The following is a 23,141-nucleotide window of genomic DNA, read 5'->3' on the forward strand; positions in this document are numbered from 1 at the left end:
AGGACCTTTAGAATAGCAACAATGACGTACACGGAGCACCTCTGGAATCGCAACCGTTACGCACTCGAAGCGCCCTTTAGATTGCGACCGTGACGTACCCAGAGCGGGTCTGCGCATGAATCTTACACCGATGTAAGGTTGGCGAAAGAGTGATCGATAGGAGATGGCCCGCCGGATGCTATACACTAGCCTTACAGGAACGAAATAACGAAAGTGAGGTTTACAACAAGATGGAAATACTAAACGTGCGCAATCTGGGCAAAGTCTATAAGGCCGCAGTGTCCCACGAGGCGCTTTCCAATATCAATCTGAGCATCAACCAAGGGGAATTCGTCGGCATCATGGGCCCCTCCGGCAGCGGAAAAACGACGCTGCTCAACATGATCTCCACCATCGACCGACCTACGTCCGGGGAGATCACCATCGGCGGGGAGGACCCGTTCCGATTATCCCAGGATAAACTCGCCATGTTCCGCCGGCGTGAGCTGGGGTTTGTCTTCCAGTCCTTTAACCTGCTGAATACGCTGACGGTGAAAGAGAATATCCTGCTCCCCCTGGCGCTGGACGGCGTGGATCTGGATGAGATGAACCGCCGGGTCGGCATTTTGGCCGATAAACTGGGCATCACATCGATACTGGATAAGCGGACTTATGAAATATCGGGGGGACAGGCGCAGCGGACGGCGATAGCGCGGGCCATGATCCACGTACCGAAGCTGGTTCTGGCCGATGAGCCGACAGGCAACCTGGACTCCAAGTCGGCCCGCGACGTCATGGAAATGATGGACCGGAGAAACAAGGAAGACCAAGTGACGATGCTGCTGGTCACCCATGACCCGGTGGCAGCAAGCTACTGCAATCGGGTGGTGTTTATCAAAGACGGACAGTTGTACAACGAAATCACGTACGGCGAGAGCCAATCGGCCTTCTATCAAAAAATCATCAACGTGTTATCGCTGCTGGGAGGTTCGGGACATGAATTTTCGCCAGTTCGCCATTAACAATGTCCTGCGCAGCAAGCGCACGTATATTGCCCATTTCCTGAGCAGTGCCTTCTCCGTCATGATTTTCTTTACCTACGGGCTGCTATCGTTTCACCCACAGCTGAAGGACGGCCTGGTCTCCTCCAGCGGTACCATGTCCATGCTGGGTACGATGGGCATGACGGTATCCCAGTACATCGTGTTCGTTTTTTCATTTTTCTTCCTGCTGTATTCGGTGGGGGCTTTCATCAAGGTCCGGAAAAAGGAGTTCGGCATTCTGCTGATCCTCGGCATGTCCCGCAAGCAATTGAACCGGATGCTGTTCATCGAGAATATCCTGATTGGCGCTGCAGCGATTGTAGTCGGCATCGGAACGGGATTGCTGTTCTCCAAGCTGATTCTGCTAATCAGCGCCAATCTGCTGGCCGTGGATAAGGGACTTCCGTTTTATTTTCCGCTCGAATCGCTGATCATTACGGCTGCGGCTTATGCCGTTTTGTTCCTGCTGATTGCGTTGTTCTCCTCGTTCATGCTGCGGAAGGGCACGCTGCTCGCCCTGGTGAAAGCAGAGGAAAGCCCGAAGCCGCAGCCCAAAGCATCGCCTTGGCTGGCCGTGCTGGCTGTCCTGCTGATTGGAACTGGATACGGCATGGTGATGGCTTTTGCGATTCTCCAAATTTTCAATCTGTTCCTGTTGCTTGGAGGCGTTGTATTCGTCATCATCGGCACTTATTTTCTCTTCACCCAGTTCAGCGTGTTTTTCATGCGGTATCTGCAGAGGAAAGAGCGGTTCTTCTTCCGCCGAACCAATCTGCTGACGATCTCGGAGCTGCTGTACAGAATCAAGGACAATGCGGTGATGTTCTTCCTCGTATCGGTCATCTCGGCATCCGCCTTTACCGGGATCGGAACCACGCTTGCGATCGGAGATCCGGGCCTGTCGGCCATGGAAAATCCTTATGCCTATACGTACACCATGTATGAGGAGGACGCTGATAAAGGGAATCGTCATCTTGATATGATCAGGGAGGAGCTCAAGAAGGGCGGATTTCAGTACAAGGAGGCGGAGGTTACTCCGATATTCTCGGATAACGGGGTGAAGCTGATCAAGCTTAGCGAATATAACAGTCTCATTCAGTCGCTGGGTTACCCGGCAGAAGCATTAGACGACCTGGAAGGGATCTTGACTCCGGGAACGGTCTCGGAGAAGAACAGCTACCGAATAGACGGTCCCTTAAATGATCAGTTCGAGGTAGTAAACGGCAAGAAATCGGAAATCGTCAAGGTGCTCAAAGCCGAAACGTTTATTGCCGTACCCGCGACCTACGGCGATACGCTGGTCGTATCCGACCGCTTGTACGAGGATGTGTTCCAGACACAACAGGATCAGGAATACGGTTATGCGGCATTCCATACGTTTTACGTTCAGGATTGGAAGAATACAGGGGATGTGTCCAGATCGATTCAGGAACGTCTTAAAGAGCCGGAAGACTACAGCTATTATCTCAAGTCATTGTACTTGGATTGGAAAAGCGCTCAGCAGCAGAACGGCATTCTGCTTATGGTTAGCGGCCTGGTCGGCATCGTGTTTTTTACCTTCGCGGCAAGCTTTGTATATTTCCGGCTATACGCGGATCTTGCCCGGGACGAACAGCAGTATCGCATGATTGCCAAGGTGGGACTCAGCAAAAAAGAGCTTGGCACCATCATTACCAAGCAGCTTGTCATTATGTTCTTTTTGCCGATGTTAATCGCACTCATCCATAGCGGCGTTGCCTTTGTTGCGCTTCAGCAGCTGGTAGACTTCTCGATCGTAGGGCATAGTTTGAAGATCTTCATCTTCTTCCTGAGCATCCAGATCATGTATTTCTTTATTACTCGCTGGCGTTATCTGGAGCGTCTCAACAAAATGATTCAGTAAAAACCGCCATTTCTTCGTTGAAAAGGGCCAAAACGGGTATGTTATTACAAGAAGCACTTCACAACGAGAAATGGGGGCGATTCCATAATGAATGATCACAGCATGTTAAAGACGGGTGCCGTAGAGACCGAAGAGGTTACGACCGATATTCTTTCCTTGCGTACCGTCATGGTGAACGTCCAAATGATCGGTACGCCGGGAACCGGTGACTGGGTGCTGATTGATACGGGACTCGGAAATTTCGAAGGTTCCATTGCGGAAGAAGCGGAGAACCGATTCGGCAAGCCGCCGGTGGCCATCGTGCTGACGCATGGCCATTTCGACCATGTGGGCAATGTGAAGGAATTGGCCGATCGCTGGAACGTTCCCGTCTACGCACACCCGAGCGAACTGCCGTTTCTTACGGGACAAGAAGACTATCCTCCGGGGGATCCGAGCGTAGGCGGGGGATTGATGGCCCGCGTTGCTCCCATGTATCCGAACAAAGCCATCGATCTGGGATCGAGGATACGACCGCTGCCGGAGGACGGAAGCGTGCCCGGTCTTCCCGAATTCAAATGGCTGCCGACGCCGGGTCATAGCCCCGGACATATCTCCCTGTACCGCGAACGGGACCGGGTCCTCGTAGCGGGAGACGCGGTCATTACGGTGAAGCAGGAGTCGGCGCTTGCCGTCATCGGGCAGGAGAAGGAGCTTCACGGTCCGCCGATGTATTTTACTCCGGATTGGGATCTGGCGCGTGAATCGGTTCGCCGCCTGGCAAGCCTGAATCCCGAAATTCTGGTCACGGGGCACGGCGTCTCCATGCGCGGTGAAGAGCTAACGACTTCGCTTGCGCGGTTGGGCCGGGACTTTGACCGTTTGGCCGTTCCCGAGCAAGGTCGGTATGTGGATAAGGAACCAAATTGAATGAGAACGGATCAATCATCCGTTTCATGATATGAACGTTTTATAGGCTGAACGAGACACCGTGAGGGCGATGACCTTGCGGTGTTTTTTATATGAGACAGATGAACAGACCGGCAAAGTTAATCGCGTATTTTTTATTTTATCGATATAATTCTTATACTAGGCATGCGAGAAGATCTTATATTCATAGCTACGGAGCTTAAGAACTTGTAATACTATATGACCGTATTACAGGGTTTGAACTCGGCGCGGATGATTATATTATTAAACCTTTTGAAATTTTGGAGCTGCTTGCACGCATAAATGTGGTTTTACGTCGAAACACACAAACAACGTTTGGTGATTTATCTCAACCACTAGCCTCGGGATCTATGGCTAAGTTGGATGTTAGTGGTCAACCCAATGTATCGGAAGTGAGATATTCGTTATTTAATCGTGATCCAGATCAAATCAGAATCGTCATTGAAATGAATCGAGATAGTATAATTCAAGTTAATCATGAGTTTATCGGTGATCAACTGATTATTGATTTAAATGATACATGCGATTTCGATTCTCCTATTTAAGAACCCTTGGCAGGTGAGCGGGGGAAAAGGATTGTAGTGATCGATCCTGGACATGGAGGGAGTGATCCGGGAACGACAAGTATTTCTAATAAACATGAAAAAGATTTTAACCTTGCTTTATCTCTAAAAGTGCAAGAACTCCTGTTGAAGGAGCCTGAAATCGAAGTATTGATGACCCGCGATAGTGATGTGTACCCTACCCGAACAGAACGTGTGCAGCTTGCCAATACATTAAATGCCGACGTATTTGTATCTATACATGGAAACAGTGTTCTTGAGTCACCTCAAGCCAATGGTACATAGACTTCAGCCAAGCAGCAGTAAACAGCTGGCTAACGCTATTCACAAGCGCTTAATCAAAGCAATGGGGCTGAAAGACCGCGGTGTGAAAGATAAAATAAAAGTTTCCAAGTCATTAGAGAAACGAAAATGGCTGCGGTCCTATTGGAAATTGGATTCCTGAGTAATATCTCCGTTAAAAAAGCAATGCTATCTACCGTACAATACAAAGCTGCTCAAGCTATTGTCGATGGAATTAAAGAATATCTGAGCATCAAGTAAGGAAAACTGACGGGCTGCCATGGATCATTCAGTAAGGAGTGATACACATTAAGGAGTTTATTTCTTTACAGTATAAGAAGTTTGGACATCCTCTTGAAGTGTTGGAATTAGAACAACGAGTAGACGATAAACAACTTCAGCACGACGAAATAGTGGTTCGAATGATTCTTAGTCCAATTAATCCTTCTGACCTAATTCCGATTCGGGGTGCCTATAAACATCGAATTCAGCTGCCAGCAGTACCAGGATATGAAGGGGTTGGGGTTGTTGAAGCTGTTGGTTCATCCGTAACAGCATCCCTTTTAGGTAAACGGGTACTGCCTCTACGTGGTGAAGGAACTTGGCAACAGTACGTGAAAACGAAAGCCAATCTTGCAATTCGGGTTCCCGTTGAAATTGATAACGAAACAGCAAGCCAAATGTACATTAACCCTATGACAGCGTGGCTTATTTGTGCAGAAGAATTGCGGTTAAAGTCTGATGATGTGTTGATTGTAAATGCTTGCGGTTCTGCTATAGGACGTATTTTTGCACAGTTTTCAAAGGTGTTTGGATACAGATTGATTGCGGTGGTAAGAAATGATAGCCATACCCAGGAACTGTATTCGCTTGGTGCTTGGGCGGTAATTGACACGTCTAAAGAATTGCTTGTCCATCGAGTTTTGGAATTGACCTGTGAGATGGGGGCGACGGCGGGTATTGATAGCATTGGCGGGCAAGATGGACACGACCTGATTGAGTGTATCCGTCCAGGTGGCACAGTATTAAATATTGGTCTTATGTCAGGAACTCATTTGAATTGGGCTCGGATACACCATAAACATTCTAATATCAGAGTGAAACCATATTGGCTTAGGAGATGGATTGAAGGTATCTCCGATGTTCGGTGGCATGAAACTTTTGGTGATGTATTCCAATTGGTGATAGATGGGGAATTGACTATTCAAGCACCAAGAACGCGTTTTAGTCTACGGGAATATGAGAAAGCAATTATAGAAACACAACAAAGTGGTCACATAGGGAAAGTGATTTTGGAACCATTTTCATTTAACTAACGTGCGAAGGGTCTTCGAACGTTTCGGCTGTCACACAATATGGAAATTAACGTATTTGTGCGAAAATGAAAGTGATGGAAACACCAGATTTTTTAAAAAAAGATGAACTGGCGTGAACCTAAGCGCGCTCTCAGGCATCTAACTTATGTAAGGCCGAGGAAGCGCCACAAAGGAGGTCTCATAACGTGAACAATAACAAGAAATCCGATATAGAGCGCGATGTTCGGATTGCCCAGCAGGGGGACCCGGAAGCCTTCAGCAGGCTGATCCTTGCTAACGAGCGTAATTTGTATGGTTTAGCCCGTCTGTATCTGAAGCGGGAAGAGGACTGCGCGGATGCCGTACAGGAAACGATCGTAAAATCCTTCGCAGCTATGCCTTCCTTGAAAGAGCCTGCTTTTTTCAAAACATGGCTGAGCCGCATTCTCATTCATGAATGCCTGCAATTGCTGCGCTCCCAGCAGCGGCTGCGGACGGTTGAACTTGCCAATGGGGGTGCCGATGCACTGCCGTATGAAGCGATCGAACTCAACGAAGCCGTGATCCATCTGGAAGACGATTTACGCAGAGTTATTCAGCTTCACTATTATCGGGATATACCGATCAACCATATCGCCAAGATGATAGGTATACCGGAAGGAACGGTGAAATCCCGTCTGCACCGGGCGCGCGCCATATTGGCGGAAAGACTGGAATCCTCCACGGAAAGGAACGTGAGCCATGACCCGATAGTATGTAAGGAGTCGAGTCTGAATGACTTTGCTCCTATATATAATGCGATTCCGGCGGGAAGGCTTGCCGACTTCAACATGATGCAAGGATCATGGGGGGCAGCCGCTTAATGGGAAAGAATCCGAATGTCAGATGGATGGACGAATCCGATCTTGAGCCATGCTCCGAGCTGATGCTCAAGGTCTTTAACGGCGAACCCTGGTTCGACCAGTGGGACTCTGTGCTGCATGTACAGCAATACCTTAAGGAATTTATGGACAATCCGGTGTTCCTGGGATTCGTTATCGAACAGGAGGGCAGCATCCTGGGAGCCTCCTTTGGCCATACAAAGAGCTGGTACAGCGGCAAGGAGTACCATATCCAGGAATATTTCATCGATACCGGTTTGCAGCGCAGCGGTTTAGGCTCGGCGCTCATGAATGGAATAAAGGCCTACTTACATTCGATGAACATTCGTTGCATGGTACTGCTAACGGGAAAGGGGCTTCCGGCCGAAGATTTTTATCGGAAGCATGGTTTTGAAGTGAAGCAGGACATTATTTTTATGTCCAACAAGTTTTAAGCGGTTTGATATTTCGATTGAAATAGGGGAGTTGTCTTGATGTCGGTGCGTGTTCTTAACTAACCAAATTTTATAGGACTCTGGCAAACGCTTTGCGAAAAAACCTTACTTATGCGAGGTTTATTTGCGATGGCTCGAGCTGGAGTCCACCTGGTTAAGAACACAACAGCCATCCATAATCATATTGACTGTACATAACCGTACCCTGGGTACGGTTTCCCGCTGAAGGGGCAGAAGGTGGACGATGGTTCATGGACTTCTGTCCCTTTTTTATGTCGGTTTATCAGCACGCAGGGGGTCATGTGTGTTCTTTTCCAGGGAAATGCAACCCATACTCAGGAAGAGAGCGTGATTTCACATGATCCAATATATAGAAGAGGTAAAAAAGAAGGTTTCCCTGCAGGAAGGTACCCAGGTCATCGAACAGCTGCTGGCAGCAAGTTATATGCGTCCGGGCATATCCACCAAAGAGCTGGCACGCCATACCTGTCTGCCGATTCCGGTCGCTGCGGCGATCAAGAAGGAGCTCATCAAAGCCGGAGCACTCGTTCAAGAGAGGGGAGTACGCTGCACCTCCGCCGGAAAGCTCTATGTCGAACGAAAGCTGGGATACGAAGGCATCGATATCGATCTGTATCAAACGCTTCTGGCCGGCGAAGCCGATTGGCGGACGGAGCTTTCCGATGTGCTGGCGAGGCTAACGGAGATTCTGGAGCAGCGCCCGCAGGTCGATGTTCAAATCGACCAATCCCAATGCACGGTCGAGACGAGTCTCCGGAGGGCGATTCTGTGCCTGAGGGAGCACAGCCTGATCGGAAAAAACATCCTGTGCGTGGGCGACGACGATCTCGTGAGCATTTCGCTCGGCCTGCTGCTGAAACGGCTCTTCCCGAACGCGAAGGAGCAGAGAGCGGGCCTTACCGTGATGGATATCGATGAACGCTTCCTGCGGTTTATTGGTGACGTGGCTGCAAGGGAAGATGTATCGGTTACATGCAGGCATGTCGACCTCAGACAGCCTCTGCCCCAGGAATGGAAAGGGCAATACGATTGCTTTTTCACGGATCCGCCGTATACGCTCCAAGGCTTGACCTTGTTCTTGTCCCGTGGCCTCAGCGCGTTGAAGCCTGAGAAGGGCTGCCCCATCTTTCTCTCGTTTGCGCATAAATCACCCGACTTCACATGGTCCATGCAGCGCGAATTCGTCCGCATGGGGTTGTCGGTCAGACAGGTGCAGCTTCATTTCAATCAATATATCGGAGCGCAGATGATCGGCAATAGCGGCCAAATGATCGTGCTGACAACGACGGAATATACGGATCCGCCGATGAAGGGTTCTTTTGAGGATGAGCTTTATACAGGCGAGGTTCGGCGGACCGTCCGAACTTACCGATGCACCCAATGTCAGAGCGAGCTGCAGGTAGGCGTGCAGGGCGATTTTACCACGATTGAGGATTTGAAGAAGCAGGGCTGTCCGGCATGTGCCCATCATGCGTTCACCCGGCTGGCGAAGAAAATGATCTGATTCGTTTTTGTGGAATCAATCGCTGGGAGGTTATAATAGGGGAACAGAGGAAGGGGAGGGCTATGAAAGTATTAGTATTGGCTGAGAAGCCGTCCGTTGCGAAGGAAATTGCGAGAGTGATGGGCAGCCGCGAGAAGCAGAAGAATTATTTTGAAGGACCGAAATATATTGTGACCTGGGCGCTTGGACATTTGGTGGGGCTTGCCGAACCCGAGGATTATGATAAGAAGTATCAGACCTGGGCGCTGGAGGATCTGCCGATCCTGCCGGACAACACGAGGCTTAAGGTGTTGAAGGAAACAAGTCACCAGTTCAAGACGGTGCAGCATCTGATGAAGCGTTCGGACGTCGGCGAGATGATTATTGCCACCGATGCCGCCCGCGAAGGGGAACTGCTTGCGCGCTGGATCCTGAAAATGGCGAAGTGGAACAAGCCGTTCAAACGGTTATGGATTTCTTCCCAGACGGATAAGGCAATCAAGGAAGGTTTCGCATCCCTCAAGCCGGGGCAGCAGTTCGACAGGCTGTACGAGTCCGCACGCTGCCGGGCTGAAGCGGATTGGATGGTTGGACTGAACGTGACGCGCGCGCTGACGACCAAATTCAATGCGCAGCTGTCCGCAGGCCGGGTTCAGACGCCGACGCTCGGAATGATCATGGACCGCGAGAGGGAGATCGTGAATTTCCGCTCACAGGAATATGAGACGCTGCAGGCGGATCTCGGAAGCTTTGAGGTTTCGTGGCGTCCGGCCGGCGGAGACGGCCGTTTATTCGAGAAGGACAAGGCCGCCAAGCTGAAGCAGAAGCTGGAAGGCAGCACGGGAAAAATCGTGAGCGTGAAAAAGAGCGAGAAAACCGAACCGCATCCGCTGGCATACGATTTGACCGAGCTTCAGCGGGATGCCAACCGCCGATTCGGGTTCTCGGCCAAGCAGACCTCGAATGTGCTGCAGCGCCTGTACGAGCAGCATAAGCTGGTCACCTATCCGCGCACGGACAGCCGTTACCTGACATCCGATATGGTCGGGACGTTGAAGGAAAGGCTGTCGAGCATTGCGATCGGACCCTATGCGTCCATTGCACGCCCGCTGCTTCGCAAGAATTTGTCGCCAAGCAAACGGGTCGTGGACGACAGCAAGGTTACGGATCACCATGCCATCATTCCTACCGAACAGACCGTGCTGCTGAATCAGTTGTCGGTCGATGAACGCAAGCTGTACGATCTCATCGTGCGCCGGTTCATCAGCTTGTTCTATCCTCCTGCCCGTTACGATAACGTATCGGTAACCGTGCAGATTGAAGGTGAGCAGCTCTATGCGAAAGGGACAACGATCAAGGACAGCGGATGGCGCGAGGTGTATGGCGGCGACTATGAGGATGACACGGACGACGAGAGTGACGATGGTCAGGGCCCATCTTCTTCGGGCAAGCTCCTGCCGGAGCTGAAGGAAGGAGAATCGGTGAAGGTGGTCCGCTGCGTGCTGAAGCCGGGACGGACCCAGCCGCCGAAGCGGTATAACGAGGCGGCGCTGCTCTCCCAGATGGAGAAGCACGGCCTTGGAACCCCGGCAACCCGGGCCGACATCATCGAGAAGCTGGTCAGCTCCGACACGATCGAACGGCAGGGGCAAACCCTCCATCCGACAGGCAAAGGCAAGCAGCTGATCGAGCTGGTTGCTCCGGAGTTGCGGACGCCGGAGCTCACGGCGCGGTGGGAAGCCGAGCTCGAGCGGATTGCGAAGGGGCAGGGCAAGCCGGAACCGTTCCTGCGAGGCATACGGGATATGACCAAGAAGCTGGTCACGGACGTGAAGGGAAGCGAAGCGGAATATAAGCCGCATAATGTTTCGAACAGCCACTGTCCGGATTGCGGCACACGGCTGCTCGAGAAGAAGACCAAGCGCGGCAAGCTGCTTGTCTGCCCGAGTGACGATTGCGGGTACAAGCGCTCAGGCGAGAAACGCCTGTCCAACCGCCGTTGTCCGCAGTGCCATAAGAAGATGGAGATGAAGGAAGGCAAGGCGGGGCTGTTCGTGCAGTGCCTCGGCTGCGGCATTACGGAAACGCTGAAGAAGGATGCCAAGCACGTGAACAAACGCGAGGAGCGGAAGCTCGTGCAGCAGTACAGCAAGCAGGAGTCGATCGGTTCCAATCTGGGTGATCTGTTGAAGGCAGCGCTCGAGCAGAAGGGGAAGGAATAGTCTCTCGAGCGTTAATCTCATAGGGCTAAGATGGATTGCGTTTTTCTTGCCGTTGTTAGCATAACCTCGGGTGCAATGGCCCATTCTACGGACAGGGGGTGATTTGCATGCCGAACCATAAAGCGAGAAAGACCGAAAACCAGCAGAATAAATCAAGCATTCTGGAGGAGAGCAAAACCCTCAAGCCGAAAAAGGCTGCAGACTATGTTCCGAGCCTGAACGAAATATCCAAGAACGAATCTTGATGGCTCGTGGCGGTTAAGAAATGTTTGGGTTGTCATTATGCCGGGCACGGGCCCGTCGGATCTTACGACCGCCGGCCGGTGTCCTCGTAATGGCATCAAGGACAGCGCTTGGCGTCATGCCCCTAGGGCATGGCCGGGCATTGTCTTCATCAGCCTGCGGTTTTATAATAGCGGTAGAACGTATAGCTAATGGCTGATTGGCAAGATCGATCAGTTGAAATGGGGGTGCGTGAACCAACGTGAGACCTGCACTGATCGTTTGGTTTATTTTTATCAATGCGGTAGCCTATCTGGTCATGTCCGAGGATAAGCGGCGTGCCCGGCTGGGACGGGATCGCGTTCCGGAGAGGACGCTTTTTCTGTTGGCCGCCATAGGCGGGGCTTTGGGCGTATGGATCGCGATGTACCGCAAGCGTCATAAGACGAGGCATTTATCATTTAAAGTCGGAGTACCGCTGCTGCTAGTCGCAAACGTTGCATTGTATACGTATTTCTGGGGTTAGCCTCATTGCCATGATTTACATAGGGATGTCGCCGACAGTTAGTCGGCAAGCTCGTTTCATACCGGTATGAAGCTGTTTAATAATAAGTAGTAGGTCTTTTAACAACAGAAAGAGGTGGCCTGTATGCTTTTTACTAAAATTCTTCTAGCTTACGACGGCTCCAAAGCAGCGAATAAAGCGCTCGGACGTGCGGTGGAACTTGCCAAGGTAACGCCGGGAGCAACGCTGGATGTCATTCATGCTTACGATTTTCCTCGTTTCTTCGTTGGGGAAGGGCTTGCCCCGATTCCAGCTTCACTCAATAAAGATGTTTACGATCTGGCCGTGCAGACGACGGAGGAAATCCGCGAGCGGATCGAAAATTCGGGCGTTAACGGTCAAGTGGAGATGATCCAGGGTCCTCCGGCCGAAGTCATCCTGGAGTATGCGGATCAGAACGGGAGTGACCTGATTGTCATCGGCAGCCGCGGTCTTGGGGGCATCCGCGAGTTCGTGCTGGGCAGTGTCAGCCATAACGTGGTGCAGCATGCAACGATTCCGGTACTTGTCGTAAAATAATGGGGAAGGGACGCGAAGGCGTCCCTTTTTGATAGGAACGTATACACTTCAGTCGACTCACCCTCCTGATCTCGCAAGAAAAAAATTCCGTCAAATGCGGTCTATCTTCTTATGAGATCCGTCGATCGATTTTTTTCTTATAGCGCAGTTCATGTTGGGTGTTCGTTCGTGATTATTTGGTCAGAGGAGGCTCCTATGGAAATTATACTTCTTATCATCTTGGTCGTTCTGGTCGGACTTATGGCTTCCAGCCGAATGACGGACTTGGAGAAGCGAATGAAACGGCAGCAGGCCACGTTGAACCAAATCTCAAGCCATTTAGGAATACCCGAGCGGCCGGTGCCTGCGGAAGTCAAACGGCTGGTGCAGGATGGGCAGGATATTAAAGCAATTAAAACCGTAAGAGAAGAATTGGGATTGTCTTTGGTTGAAGCCAAACAATATGTAGATGCCATCAAGCATGGGGAACGGTAGAACAGGCATGACGGAAAATGTCCGATGCTCGATTACAAATGAGGGGTTGCATTCTCCATGGTAAGCTCCCATCGCCCGTCGCGAGACTCGATTCGGTGCAGCCCGGTGTTCGCCGCCGGAAAGAACGGATTCTTATTGGTCCATGCCATATCCTTGATTAGATGATAAATGATGTTAATCACTCCGCCGTGAGTAACCACCAATACATTTTCATGATGATTCGCCGATTCCTGATCCTGGCATAGTTTGGTGAAGGTATCCTTGATCCGCTGGAAATTTTCTAGCGGGCTCTCACCTCCAGGGTATTTCTCGTCCATCCGTAAGCTGGAAAAATACAGCCCGGGAAATTTCTCTTCCGCTAATGCGTGGGGCATTCCGGCGAGCAGACCGTTGTTGGTCTCCCGCCAATCCTCGGAGCCGCTCAAGGGCAGGCTAAGTTTATCAGCAATGATTGCGGCTGTCTGACAAGCCCTTTGCAGATCGCTGCAAATGATCCGGTGGATATTAAAATCATGCTTGTGTTCATCCAAGTACTGCCCCAGCTTCTCCGCTTGCCTGATCCCTTCATCGATGAGCCCGCGCTGGCTCCATCCTCCGCGATACCCTTCTTCGTCCTGACCATGCCTTACGAAATAGATAGCCATTGGTTCCTCCTTAGAAAATAGATTCTGATTTTGCGAGATTCAAATTTAAACGTCGGATAAGATGATTCGTCGTATTAAATTCTATTGACGGATGTTAAGATTTCGACACTCGACTCCATCTTCCTTGCAAGTAATTACAATTAGAGAGCAGAATCCGATCTTATTTTATTCTGCGATAATACTTTTCCCTTACCCTCAATGCAGCAGCAAAAAAGGTTCTCGCTCCAGCGGAGCGGACGAATCGTGGATGGAGAAGCGCCAGCGTTCGCCTTTAAACACGGGAAACATCCATTATAGTTCAATCCAGTTTCCCGTGTTTAACAGCCGATCGGAATCACGATGCGTCAGCGCAGCGCCGACTATGCTCCACATGCACAGCTCATGCCCTTTAATGTTCAGTAGTTGTCTACGTTTTTTAATGCCGCTGTCTCCCGGAAGTTTTGAATCAGCGGCTTTCATCTGCACATACTTTTTGCTGCTGCATTGCTCACTTGCCAGATACGAACATTATTTTTTCTGTAAATCCGATTGTTCGTGTTTAGGTTGACATTAGGTGTCAGAAATTGATAAACTGAGGATGTTGAGGTTCAAAATAACTTATGAAGCATGATTGATGAAATTGAATATGTCTCGTATAAAGCCGGGGATATGGCCCGGAAGTCTCTACCCGAAAACCGTAAATTTTCGGACTACGAGGGAATACAAACGGTGCGGCAACGACGGGGCTTGGCTTCATGTTTGCTTCTTAGGCGGCGGATGCGCAAGGCTCTTCTGCTTGACGCAGGCGGCAGCGTTCGTAATCCTTGTATGTCCGAGACCTGCACAGAACTTTGTGTTTACGGGATCGGACTTTTTTTTCAGCAGTCATATGAATGTCGAATTTCGCAGAAAGCGGGGGTAACTCATGACAGCACAAGTAGGAGTCATTATGGGAAGCCAATCAGATTGGGATACGATGTCCCATGCATGCCAGGTGCTAGACGAGCTTGAAATTCCTTATGAGAAAAAAGTCGTATCCGCTCACCGGACGCCGGACCTGATGTTCCGTTATGCCGAGGAGGCGGAGGGCCGGGGGCTTCGCGTCATCATCGCCGGAGCCGGCGGAGCCGCCCACCTGCCCGGGATGGTCGCTTCGAAGACGGTGCTGCCGGTCATCGGCGTTCCGGTTAAATCCAAAGCGCTGAAGGGTCTGGATTCATTGTTGTCGATCGTGCAGATGCCAGGCGGCATTCCGGTAGCAACCGTAGCGATCGGCAAAGCGGGAGCCACGAACGCGGGGTTGCTCGCAGCGCAAATTCTCGGCACCTCGGATGCAGGGATTCGCGAAAGAGTGCAGGCGCGCCGGGACCGGATCCGGGACGAAGTGCTGGAAAGCAGCGATAACCTATGATGGAGAACGGAGCACAGCAGACGCGAGCATCCGGCAGAAAGCTTTTGCCGGGTTCGGTCATTGGCGTACTCGGCGGCGGGCAGCTCGGACGAATGATCGCGCTGGACGGAATCCGGATGGGATATTCGTTCGTCACCCTTGATCCGACGCCGAACTCTCCGCTCGGCCAGATGGCCGAGCAGGTTACGGCCCGTTACGACGACGTCGAGGCTGCCCGGCAGCTCGCGGCGAAGGCCGATGTCATTACCTACGAATTCGAAAATGTCGATGCGGGCGTGGCCCGGCTTCTGGAGGAGCAGTCTTATGTTCCTCAGGGAAGCAAGCTGCTGTACACTACGCAGCACCGCTTGCGCGAGAAGGCTGCGATCGAAGCGGCCGGCGTGCCGGTTGCACCGTATCGTGAAATAACAAGCTTGGAAGATTTGTTGTCCGCCGCCTCTGAACTTGGACTTCCGTGCGTGCTAAAGACCGCCACGGGAGGTTATGATGGTAAAGGGCAAGCGGTTCTCCGCAGCGAAGATGAACTCGAATCGGCTTACAAGGAGCTGGCTGCCAGCGGGACTGAGCTGGTATTGGAGAAATTCGTCAAGTTCGCATGCGAGATCTCCGTCATTGCGGCGCGTACGCCCAGCGGCATCGTGAAGAGCTTCCCGCCGGCAGAGAACGTGCACGTCAACAATATTTTGCACTTGTCGATTGTGCCTGCGCGCGTGCCGAGCGAAGTAAAGCGCAAAGCATGTCAGCTCGCGGAACGCGTGGCAGAAGGTTTGGGAGCTGTCGGCCTGCTGGCCGTCGAGATGTTTGTGACCGAGCAGGGGGAGCTGTTCGTGAATGAGCTTGCGCCTCGTCCGCATAACTCGGGGCACTACACGATGGAGGCATGCTCCACCTCTCAATTCGAGCAGCATGTGAGAGCGATTTGCGATCTGCCGCTCGGGGATACGACGCTGCTGAGCCCGGTCGTCATGGTGAACCTCCTGGGGCAGCATCTGGAGGAAGCGGTACGGCGTTTTGGAGAGCACGACGCGCTTGCAGAGTCTCTCGGCGTTGTGCCTAAGCTTCATCTTTACGGCAAGAGCGAGGCGAAGGCTAACCGCAAGATGGGACATATCAACCTCTTGTGCGGGGACGTCGATGACGCGCTCGAATGGGTAGAGAAAATAAATATTTGGAGGCAGGATTAAACGATGATTGAACGTTACAGCAGACCGGAAATGCGGGCGATTTGGACCGAGGAGAACAAGTTCAGAGCATGGCTAGAAGTGGAATTGTGCGCATGCGAGGCATGGGCCGACCTTGGCGTCATTCCGAAGGAGGACACCGTTAAGCTTCGCCAGAATGCGACCTTCAATATAGATCGGATTTATGAAATCGAGCAGGAAACCCGCCATGATGTCATCGCTTTTACCCGCGCCGTGTCGGAAAGCCTTGGCGAGGAGCGCAAATGGGTCCACTACGGCTTGACTTCGACGGATGTGGTGGATACCGCGATGGGATATCTGCTCAAGCAAGCCAACGATATTTTGGAGCAGGACATCCTGCGCTTTATCGGTATTTTGAAAGAGAAGGCACTGGCTTACAAGCATACCCCGATGATGGGCAGAACGCATGGCGTGCATGCAGAGCCGACGACCTTCGGTCTGAAAATGGCGCTGTGGCATGAAGAAATGATCCGCAACCTGGAGCGTTTCCGCCATGCGGCTGACGGCGTGCAGTACGGCAAAATTTCGGGTGCTGTCGGCACGTATGCCAATATCGATCCTTCGGTCGAAGAATTCGTTTGCCGCAAGCTCGGCACGAAGGCGGCGCCGATCTCGACCCAGACGCTGCAGCGTGACCGTCACGCGGAATATATGGCGACGCTTGCCCTTATCGCTACTTCGCTCGAGAAATTCGCTACCGAAGTACGCGCGCTCCAGAAGAGTGAGGTTCGCGAAGTAGAAGAGGCATTCGCCAAAGGACAAAAGGGTTCCTCCGCGATGCCGCATAAACGGAATCCGATCGGTTCGGAGAACATCTCGGGCCTTGCCCGCGTCATTCGCGGCCACATGGTTTCCGCTTACGAGAACGTGTCGCTCTGGCATGAGCGGGACATTTCCCACTCCTCGGTAGAACGTATCATCCTGCCGGACGCTACGATGCTGCTGAACTACATGCTGAACCGCTTCGGCAACATCGTGAAGAACCTGACGGTCTTCCCGGAGAACATGAAGCGCAACATGGCCCGCACATATGGCGTTCCTTTCTCCGGCCGGATCCTGACGAAGCTGATCGACAAGGGCTTCAGCCGCGAGCAAGCGTACGACACCGTTCAGCCACGCGCCATGCAGGCATGGGAAGAGCAGCGTCAATTCCGCGAGATCGTGGAATCCACGCCTGAGATCACCGAGGTACTCAGCGCCGAGGAGATCGAAGATGCCTTCAATCCAAGCTGGCACCTGAAGCATGTGGATACGATTTTTGCCAAGCTGGGGTTGGAGTAGGGTTAGAAACGGATAAATCCGCATTCATAAAAGATCTTGAGAAGATCATTTTCTGCAACGGAGAAGGCGGAATTATTTTGTAGAAGCGTTAGCGGTCCCCTTTGCCCCCGGATTTCAACCTTTGAATCATATTTTCAAGGGAATCTGGGGGCAACAGGGATCGGATAAATAATCCGCATTCGTAGTGATGATATGCAGACAATCTCTGGTCTAAGGGGAGGAACACATGACATTACCGGCATTATCGACCGCCACTCATCTGGTCAACGTACCGCTGCTGTACAAGGGCAAGGTTCGTGAACTGTACGACCTGGGCGAGCACGTACTCATTGTAGTAACCGACCGCATTTCCGCTTTTGACTATGTGCTGGAGCCGCCCGTGCCGGCTAAAGGAACCGTGCTGAACAAGCTGAGCGCCTTCTGGTTCGAACAAACGGAGCAGCTCATCCGCAATCATGTCGTGCATACCGACGTGAACCTGCTGGGCGATGCCGTCAAGGACAAGGACCTGCTGGACGGACGCATCATGGTGTGCCGGAGGGCCGAGCGCATCGATATCGAATGCGTCGTGCGCGGGTACATCACCGGCGGAGGCTGGAGGCAGTATCAGTCGTCGGGGGAGGTCAACGGCATTCAGTTGCCGGAGGGCCTGCGCAAGAACGAGGCTTTTCCGGAGCCGATCTTCACGCCGGCGGCCAAGAACGATGTCGGTCATGACGAGGACATCCCGCTTTCCCGCATGAAGGAGCTTGTCGGCGAGGAACTGGCATTGCAGCTGCAGGACAAAAGCCTGATGCTGTACAAGTTTGCCCGCGATTACTGCCGCAAGCAAGGCATTATTTTGGCCGATTGCAAGTTTGAGTTTGGATTGATCGACGGAGAGATCGTCCTGATCGACGAGATCTTCACGCCGGATTCCTCCCGTTTCTGGGATGAGAACAATTATGCGCTCGACATTGAGATCGACAGTATGGATAAGGAGCCGGTACGCACGTATCTTGCTTCGTCCGATTGGGATAAGAACAGTGCGCCGGATCCGCTGCCGCAAGCCGTGGTGGAGGAGACAACGCGCCGCTACAGCGATATTTACAGCCGAATCACGGGTGTTAGCCTGTAAGCTTTGATAAACCATTTCATTCATATATACCGAGGAGGAACAGGATACAATGTTGAAAGCAAAGGTCTACGTCACGATTAAGCAGAGCGTATTGGACCCTCAAGGGGTAGCGGTGCAGGGGGCGCTTCATTCGATTGGGTACAAGGAAGTGGAAAGCCTGCGGATCGGTAAATATATGGAGCTTGAGCTGGGCACGGACAACCGTGAGGAAGCCGAGCAACGAGTGAAAGAAATGTGCGAGAAGCTTCTGGCCAATACGGTGGTAGAGAACTACCGTTATGAATTGGAGGGCTAAACCAATGAGATTTGCAGTGCTGGTCTTTCCTGGCTCCAACTGTGACATTGACTGCTATAAGGCGGTAGAAGAGACGATCGGTCAGCCGGTGGATTATGTATGGCATACGGCAACGGACCTTTCCCCATACGATTGTATTTTGGTGCCCGGCGGATTCTCCTATGGAGATTATCTGCGGTGTGGTGCGATTTCCCGGTTCGCCCCGGTCATGAACGAAGTGGCGAAAGCGGCGGAAGAGGGCAAGTATATTCTGGGCATTTGCAACGGATTTCAGATCTTGACGGAGGCCGGACTCCTTCCGGGAGCCCTGCGGCGCAACGATTCGATGAAATTCCGCTGCCATGACACGGTGCTTAAAGTGAACAATAATACAACGCCGTTTACCCGTGATTACGCGGAGGGACAAGAGATTGTCATTCCGATCGCGCATGGCGAGGGCAACTATTACTGTGATGAAGAAACGCTTCAAAAGCTCCGGGACAACCGGCAAATCGTATTTACGTATCAAGACAATCCGAACGGCTCGATCGAGGATATCGCGGGCATCTGCAACGAGCGCGGCAACGTAATCGGCATGATGCCGCATCCGGAGCGCGCGGTGAGCAGCCTGCTCGGCTCGGATGACGGTAAAGCAATGTTTACATCCATATTACAGGCATGGAGGGATACTCATGGCGCAGCAAACGTCCGTTAAGGAACCGACGGCAGAACAGATCGCAGAGCATCAGATTTACAAGCAGATGGGAGTTTCGGACAGCGAGTATGAGCTGATCTGTTCCTTCATGGGACGCAAGCCGAATTACACGGAAATCGGCGTATTCAGCGTCATGTGGTCCGAGCACTGCGCCTACAAAAACTCCAAGCCGCTGCTTCGCCGCTTCCCGACAAGCGGCCCGCGCGTCCTGATGGGACCGGGCGAAGGTGCAGGGATCGTCGATATCGGCGACAACCAAGCGGTTGTATTCAAAATCGAAAGCCATAACCACCCTTCCGCTGTAGAGCCTTACCAAGGCGCAGCTACGGGCGTAGGCGGCATAATCCGCGATATTTTCTCCATGGGGGCTAGACCGGTAGCGATTCTGAACTCGCTTCGTTTCGGCAAGCTGGAGAGCGATCGCGTTAAATATTTGTTCGAACACGTGGTATCCGGCATAGCCGGCTACGGAAACTGCATCGGAATCCCGACGGTAGGCGGCGAGGTGGTATTCGACGAGAGCTACGAAGGCAATCCGCTGGTCAATGCGATGTGCGTAGGCGTTATCGACCATGACAAGATTCAGCGCGGCGTTGCAAAAGGGGTAGGCAATCCGGTCTTCTATGTCGGGCCTCCGACAGGCCGAGACGGCATTCATGGAGCAACCTTCGCTTCCGTTGAGCTGACGGAGGAATCCGAAGCGAACCGTACGGCCGTTCAGGTCGGCGATCCGTTCATGGAGAAACTCGTGATGGAATCCTGCCTCGAGCTGATCGATTCCGGCATCGTGCTGGGCATTCAGGATATGGGCGCAGCCGGATTGACTTGCTCCAGTGCCGAGATGGCAAGCAAAGCAGGCAATGGCCTGGAGCTGTACCTGGATCAGGTGCCTCAGCGCGAAGAGGGCATGACGCCTTATGAAATGATGCTGTCGGAATCCCAGGAGCGCATGCTGTTCGTCGTTGAGCCGAAACATGAAGCGCAAGCGCGCGAAATCTTCGAGCGTTGGGGCGTTATCTGCGCCAAAGTCGGCAAGGTAACGGACGATGGCCGCTTGAAGCTGATCCACCACGGCGAGGTGGTTGGCGACATGCCGGTTAAAGCGCTCGTCGACGAGTGCCCGATTTATAACAAACCATCCCAAGAACCGGCTTATTATCAAGAGCAGGCTGCGGTGGATACGCTCCGTTATGAAGAAGTGAAGGACTTGGGCGGCGCCCTCAAGAAGGTGCTCGCTTCGCCAAGCCTAGCGAGTAAAGCATGGGTCTACAACCAATACGATTACATGGTTCGCACCAGCACGGCCGTTCGTCCGGGCTCGGATGCAGCCGTCGTAACGGTGCATGGAACGCGTAAAGCCTTGGCGATGACAACGGACTGCAACGGTCGTTACGTCTACCTCGACCCTGAGCTCGGCGGCAGAATCGCGGTCAGCGAAGCGGCGCGCAATATCGTGTGCTCCGGTGCCGAACCGCTGGCAATTACGGATAACCTGAACTTCGGAAGCCCGGAGAAGCCGGAAATTTTCTGGCAGATGGAAAAAGCCGTGGACGGCATGGCGGAAGCTTGCCGTGAGCTTGAAACGCCGGTCATCGGCGGAAACGTCAGCCTCTACAACGAGAATGCCAAAGGCGCGATTTATCCGACGCCGGTTGTCGGCATGGTCGGCCTGATCCATGATACGGATCATATTACGACGCAAGCCTTCAAGGCGGAGGGCGATGCCATCTACGTTCTGGGCGATACCCGTGCCGAACTGGGAGGCAGCGAGTTCCAAGCGATCCTGCACGGGGTGTCGGAAGGCAGACCGCCGGAGCTGAACCTGGATACCGAGAAGAAATTGCTCGGCGGCGTACTGAAAGCCATCCAATCGGGTCTGGTCCAATCGGCGCATGACGTGTCGGAGGGCGGACTTGCAGCAGCGCTTGCGGAAAGCTGCATCAGCGGAGGCATCGGCGCGAGCGTGAAATGGGCAACCGATCTGCGCAACGACGTGGCGCTGTTCAGCGAGAGCCAATCCCGGATCGTGCTGTCCGCGTCTCCTGATGACAAGAATGCGCTGGAGAAGCTCCTGCAAGAAGCGGGCGTTCCATTTACCGCGCTTGGCGTAGTCGGCGGAAACAAGCTTAGCATTAACATTAACGGTGCTTCTGCGCTGGAAGAATCCGTGGAGGCTTTGAAATCCGTCTGGGAGGATGCCATTCCATGTCTCATGAACTGATACCCGAAGGACTGTGGACAGGGGATTACTACAATGAGGGAACAGGTCAGAGCGATATTTTCGATACCTTAAAAGAAGAGTGCGGCGTATTCGGGGTGTTTGGGCATCCCGATGCCGCCTCCCTTTCCTATTACGGGCTTCACGCCCTCCAGCACCGCGGCGAGGAGAGCGCGGGAATCTGCGTGGCCGACGGCGAGAATTTCAATTATCACCGCGGTATGGGGCTGGTAAAAGAAGTGTTTGATAAAGACAAGCTGGAATCGCTGCAGGGCAGCATGTCGATCGGGCATGTCCGGTATTCGACCAGCGGGGACAGCAGGCTGACGAATGCGCAGCCGCTCGTCTTTAAATATCGTGAGGGCAATCTGGCGATTGCTACGAACGGCAACATCGTCAATGAGCCGAAGCTTCGACGCGAGCTGGAGATGGAAGGCTCCATTTTCCAAACGACCAGCGATACGGAGGTCATTGCGCATCTGATCGCGCGTTCGCCGAAGGATTTTGTCGAGGCTGCCAAGGATGCCTTGCAGCGCCTGGTGGGCGGCTTTGCGTTTCTGCTCATGACCAATGACAAGCTGCTCGTCGCCTCGGACCCGAACGGACTCCGTCCACTCACGATGGGTCGTCTGGGCGATGCGTACATCTTCACCTCCGAGACCTGTGCGCTTGAAGTTATCGGAGCTGAGGCGATTCGCGACGTCGCTCCCGGGGAGCTGCTGATCCTCGATCGGAACGGGCTTCGGGAAGAGCGGTACACGGAAGCGGGACGCAAAGCGTTGTGCGCGATGGAATATATTTATTTTTCCCGTCCGGACAGCGATCTGAACGGCTCCAACCTGCATTCGGCCCGCAAACGGATGGGCAGCAAAATGGCCCTGGAATCGTTCGTGGATGCGGATGTGGTCACGGGCGTACCGGATTCCAGCATCTCGGCCGCCATCGGTTATGCCGAACAGACGGGCATTCCTTACGAGCTGGGATTGATCAAGAACAAATACACGGGCCGGACGTTCATTCAGCCGAGCCAGGAGCTGCGCGAGCAGGGCGTGAAGATGAAGCTGAGCGCGGTACGACGCGTGGTCGAAGGCAAACGGGTGGTCATGATCGATGATTCCATCGTACGGGGAACCACGTCCCGCCGGATCGTCAACCTGCTTCGCGAAGCGGGCGCGACCGAAGTGCATGTGCGGATTACGTCGCCGCCGTTCAAGAACCCATGCTTCTACGGCATCGATACGCCGGACCGCAGGGAATTAATCGCCTCCGAGAAAAGCGTCGAGGAAATCTGCCGGGAGATCAATGCGGATTCCCTGTCGTTCCTGAGTCCGGAGGGACTGATATCCGCCATTGGCGGTTATGATGAGCACAGCCCTAAAGGCGGCTTGTGCATGGCATGCTTTGATAATGAGTACCCGACGCAGATTGATTTCAACGGGGAAGAGAAGATGGGCTGCAGCTGCTGATTCTGCGCAGCGGACAGCCATTTTTTCTCGGATACACCC

The 23,141-nt window shown here is 52.8% G+C and carries 21 protein-coding genes, 1 pseudogene and 1 riboswitch; of the genes and pseudogenes, 21 read left to right on the top strand and 1 reads right to left on the bottom strand.

What is annotated here, in order from left to right:
• Nucleotides 1-230 precede the first annotated feature (230 nt).
• From MHH82_RS04730 to MHH82_RS04795, 13 genes and pseudogenes are all read left to right on the top strand, one after another.
• Nucleotides 231-1,001 (top strand): ABC transporter ATP-binding protein, encoded by a 771-nt coding sequence (locus MHH82_RS04730; protein WP_119849954.1) that lies wholly within the window; start codon nucleotides 231-233, stop codon nucleotides 999-1,001.
• Nucleotides 976-2,904 (top strand): ABC transporter permease, encoded by a 1,929-nt coding sequence (locus MHH82_RS04735; RefSeq protein WP_145039131.1) that lies wholly within the window; start codon nucleotides 976-978, stop codon nucleotides 2,902-2,904. Before MHH82_RS04730 ends, MHH82_RS04735 begins: the two co-directional genes overlap by 26 nt.
• A gap of 87 nt (nucleotides 2,905-2,991) precedes the next feature.
• Entirely contained in the window at nucleotides 2,992-3,813 is an 822-nt protein-coding gene (locus MHH82_RS04740) for an MBL fold metallo-hydrolase (protein WP_145039129.1), read from the top strand.
• Nucleotides 3,814-4,415: 602 nt separating this feature from the next.
• Nucleotides 4,416-4,940, top strand: a pseudogene (locus MHH82_RS04750) (N-acetylmuramoyl-L-alanine amidase family protein).
• Between the two features lie 38 nt (nucleotides 4,941-4,978).
• Entirely contained in the window at nucleotides 4,979-5,995 is a 1,017-nt protein-coding gene (locus MHH82_RS04755) for a zinc-dependent alcohol dehydrogenase family protein (protein WP_340963794.1), read from the top strand.
• A gap of 185 nt (nucleotides 5,996-6,180) precedes the next feature.
• The gene (locus tag MHH82_RS04760; protein WP_340963795.1) at nucleotides 6,181-6,837 is read left to right on the top strand and encodes a sigma-70 family RNA polymerase sigma factor; all 657 of its coding nucleotides are present in this window, start codon (nucleotides 6,181-6,183) and stop codon (nucleotides 6,835-6,837) included.
• Nucleotides 6,837-7,289, top strand: coding sequence for a GNAT family N-acetyltransferase (locus MHH82_RS04765; RefSeq protein WP_012819084.1), 453 nt, complete (start codon nucleotides 6,837-6,839; stop codon nucleotides 7,287-7,289). Before MHH82_RS04760 ends, MHH82_RS04765 begins: the two co-directional genes overlap by 1 nt.
• A 358-nt stretch (nucleotides 7,290-7,647) precedes the next feature.
• Entirely contained in the window at nucleotides 7,648-8,814 is a 1,167-nt protein-coding gene (locus MHH82_RS04770; protein ID WP_145039123.1) for a bis-aminopropyl spermidine synthase family protein, read from the top strand.
• A 62-nt stretch (nucleotides 8,815-8,876) separates the two neighbouring features.
• Entirely contained in the window at nucleotides 8,877-11,015 is a 2,139-nt protein-coding gene (locus MHH82_RS04775) for a DNA topoisomerase III (protein ID WP_036661964.1), read from the top strand.
• Nucleotides 11,016-11,122: 107 nt separating this feature from the next.
• The gene (locus tag MHH82_RS04780) at nucleotides 11,123-11,260 is read left to right on the top strand and encodes a hypothetical protein (protein ID WP_012819087.1); all 138 of its coding nucleotides are present in this window, start codon (nucleotides 11,123-11,125) and stop codon (nucleotides 11,258-11,260) included.
• Between the two features lie 239 nt (nucleotides 11,261-11,499).
• Nucleotides 11,500-11,763, top strand: coding sequence for a DUF1294 domain-containing protein (locus MHH82_RS04785; protein WP_340963804.1), 264 nt, complete (start codon nucleotides 11,500-11,502; stop codon nucleotides 11,761-11,763).
• A 123-nt stretch (nucleotides 11,764-11,886) separates the two neighbouring features.
• Entirely contained in the window at nucleotides 11,887-12,321 is a 435-nt protein-coding gene (locus tag MHH82_RS04790; protein WP_012819089.1) for a universal stress protein, read from the top strand.
• A gap of 195 nt (nucleotides 12,322-12,516) precedes the next feature.
• Nucleotides 12,517-12,795, top strand: coding sequence for a hypothetical protein (locus MHH82_RS04795; protein ID WP_036661960.1), 279 nt, complete (start codon nucleotides 12,517-12,519; stop codon nucleotides 12,793-12,795).
• Between the two features lie 32 nt (nucleotides 12,796-12,827).
• On the opposite strand, the gene MHH82_RS04800 is transcribed toward MHH82_RS04795, so the two are convergent.
• A complete protein-coding gene (locus tag MHH82_RS04800; RefSeq protein WP_012819091.1) occupies nucleotides 12,828-13,439 on the bottom strand; it encodes a histidine phosphatase family protein in 612 nt (203 codons plus the stop codon).
• Nucleotides 13,440-14,049: 610 nt separating this feature from the next.
• Nucleotides 14,050-14,151, top strand: a riboswitch (purine riboswitch).
• 192 nt (nucleotides 14,152-14,343) lie between these two features.
• Between MHH82_RS04800 and purE the strand changes: the two genes are divergently transcribed.
• From purE to purF, 8 genes are all read left to right on the top strand, one after another.
• Nucleotides 14,344-14,829: a 5-(carboxyamino)imidazole ribonucleotide mutase gene (purE, locus tag MHH82_RS04805; RefSeq protein ID WP_009592351.1), complete on the top strand. Its 486-nt coding sequence runs from the start codon at nucleotides 14,344-14,346 to the stop codon at nucleotides 14,827-14,829.
• On the top strand, nucleotides 14,826-16,013 hold the full coding sequence (gene purK / locus MHH82_RS04810) for a 5-(carboxyamino)imidazole ribonucleotide synthase (protein ID WP_036661956.1): 1,188 nt from the start codon (nucleotides 14,826-14,828) through the stop codon (nucleotides 16,011-16,013). Before purE ends, purK begins: the two co-directional genes overlap by 4 nt.
• A 3-nt stretch (nucleotides 16,014-16,016) precedes the next feature.
• Nucleotides 16,017-17,312 carry an adenylosuccinate lyase gene (gene purB / locus MHH82_RS04815; RefSeq protein WP_009592336.1) on the top strand — a complete coding sequence of 432 codons (1,296 nt, stop codon included), beginning with the start codon at nucleotides 16,017-16,019 and terminating at the stop codon, nucleotides 17,310-17,312.
• Between the two features lie 226 nt (nucleotides 17,313-17,538).
• Nucleotides 17,539-18,429, top strand: coding sequence for a phosphoribosylaminoimidazolesuccinocarboxamide synthase (locus MHH82_RS04820; protein ID WP_340963816.1), 891 nt, complete (start codon nucleotides 17,539-17,541; stop codon nucleotides 18,427-18,429).
• A 49-nt stretch (nucleotides 18,430-18,478) separates the two neighbouring features.
• A complete protein-coding gene (purS, locus tag MHH82_RS04825) occupies nucleotides 18,479-18,724 on the top strand; it encodes a phosphoribosylformylglycinamidine synthase subunit PurS (RefSeq protein WP_006208285.1) in 246 nt (81 codons plus the stop codon).
• 4 nt (nucleotides 18,725-18,728) lie between these two features.
• Entirely contained in the window at nucleotides 18,729-19,418 is a 690-nt protein-coding gene (gene purQ / locus MHH82_RS04830) for a phosphoribosylformylglycinamidine synthase subunit PurQ (RefSeq protein WP_012819095.1), read from the top strand.
• Complete coding sequence (purL, locus tag MHH82_RS04835; RefSeq protein WP_036661946.1) at nucleotides 19,396-21,639, top strand: phosphoribosylformylglycinamidine synthase subunit PurL; 2,244 nt, start codon at nucleotides 19,396-19,398, stop codon at nucleotides 21,637-21,639. The genes purQ and purL overlap by 23 nt, the downstream gene beginning before the upstream one ends.
• Nucleotides 21,624-23,102: an amidophosphoribosyltransferase gene (purF, locus tag MHH82_RS04840; RefSeq protein ID WP_009592356.1), complete on the top strand. Its 1,479-nt coding sequence runs from the start codon at nucleotides 21,624-21,626 to the stop codon at nucleotides 23,100-23,102. Before purL ends, purF begins: the two co-directional genes overlap by 16 nt.
• Nucleotides 23,103-23,141: the final 39 nt, after the last annotated feature.

Source organism: Bacillus sp. FSL K6-6540 (genome assembly GCF_038007545.1).

What these genes read in the sequence shown, in the direction of transcription:
- MHH82_RS04730 (WP_119849954.1), top strand. Translation starts at nt 231, where the DNA reads ATGGAAATACTAAACGTGCGCAATCTGGGCAAAGTCTATAAGGCCGCA.
- MHH82_RS04735 (WP_145039131.1), top strand. Translation starts at nt 976, where the DNA reads ATGAATTTTCGCCAGTTCGCCATTAACAATGTCCTGCGCAGCAAGCGC.
- MHH82_RS04740 (WP_145039129.1), top strand. Translation starts at nt 2,992, where the DNA reads ATGAATGATCACAGCATGTTAAAGACGGGTGCCGTAGAGACCGAAGAG.
- MHH82_RS04765 (WP_012819084.1), top strand. Translation starts at nt 6,837, where the DNA reads ATGGGAAAGAATCCGAATGTCAGATGGATGGACGAATCCGATCTTGAG.
- MHH82_RS04770 (WP_145039123.1), top strand. Translation starts at nt 7,648, where the DNA reads ATGATCCAATATATAGAAGAGGTAAAAAAGAAGGTTTCCCTGCAGGAA.
- MHH82_RS04775 (WP_036661964.1), top strand. Translation starts at nt 8,877, where the DNA reads ATGAAAGTATTAGTATTGGCTGAGAAGCCGTCCGTTGCGAAGGAAATT.
- MHH82_RS04780 (WP_012819087.1), top strand. Translation starts at nt 11,123, where the DNA reads ATGCCGAACCATAAAGCGAGAAAGACCGAAAACCAGCAGAATAAATCA.
- MHH82_RS04790 (WP_012819089.1), top strand. Translation starts at nt 11,887, where the DNA reads ATGCTTTTTACTAAAATTCTTCTAGCTTACGACGGCTCCAAAGCAGCG.
- MHH82_RS04795 (WP_036661960.1), top strand. Translation starts at nt 12,517, where the DNA reads ATGGAAATTATACTTCTTATCATCTTGGTCGTTCTGGTCGGACTTATG.
- MHH82_RS04800 (WP_012819091.1), bottom strand. Translation starts at nt 13,439, where the DNA reads ATGGCTATCTATTTCGTAAGGCATGGTCAGGACGAAGAAGGGTATCGC.
- purE (WP_009592351.1), top strand. Translation starts at nt 14,344, where the DNA reads ATGACAGCACAAGTAGGAGTCATTATGGGAAGCCAATCAGATTGGGAT.
- purK (WP_036661956.1), top strand. Translation starts at nt 14,826, where the DNA reads ATGATGGAGAACGGAGCACAGCAGACGCGAGCATCCGGCAGAAAGCTT.
- purB (WP_009592336.1), top strand. Translation starts at nt 16,017, where the DNA reads ATGATTGAACGTTACAGCAGACCGGAAATGCGGGCGATTTGGACCGAG.
- MHH82_RS04820 (WP_340963816.1), top strand. Translation starts at nt 17,539, where the DNA reads ATGACATTACCGGCATTATCGACCGCCACTCATCTGGTCAACGTACCG.
- purS (WP_006208285.1), top strand. Translation starts at nt 18,479, where the DNA reads ATGTTGAAAGCAAAGGTCTACGTCACGATTAAGCAGAGCGTATTGGAC.
- purQ (WP_012819095.1), top strand. Translation starts at nt 18,729, where the DNA reads ATGAGATTTGCAGTGCTGGTCTTTCCTGGCTCCAACTGTGACATTGAC.
- purL (WP_036661946.1), top strand. Translation starts at nt 19,396, where the DNA reads ATGGCGCAGCAAACGTCCGTTAAGGAACCGACGGCAGAACAGATCGCA.
- purF (WP_009592356.1), top strand. Translation starts at nt 21,624, where the DNA reads ATGTCTCATGAACTGATACCCGAAGGACTGTGGACAGGGGATTACTAC.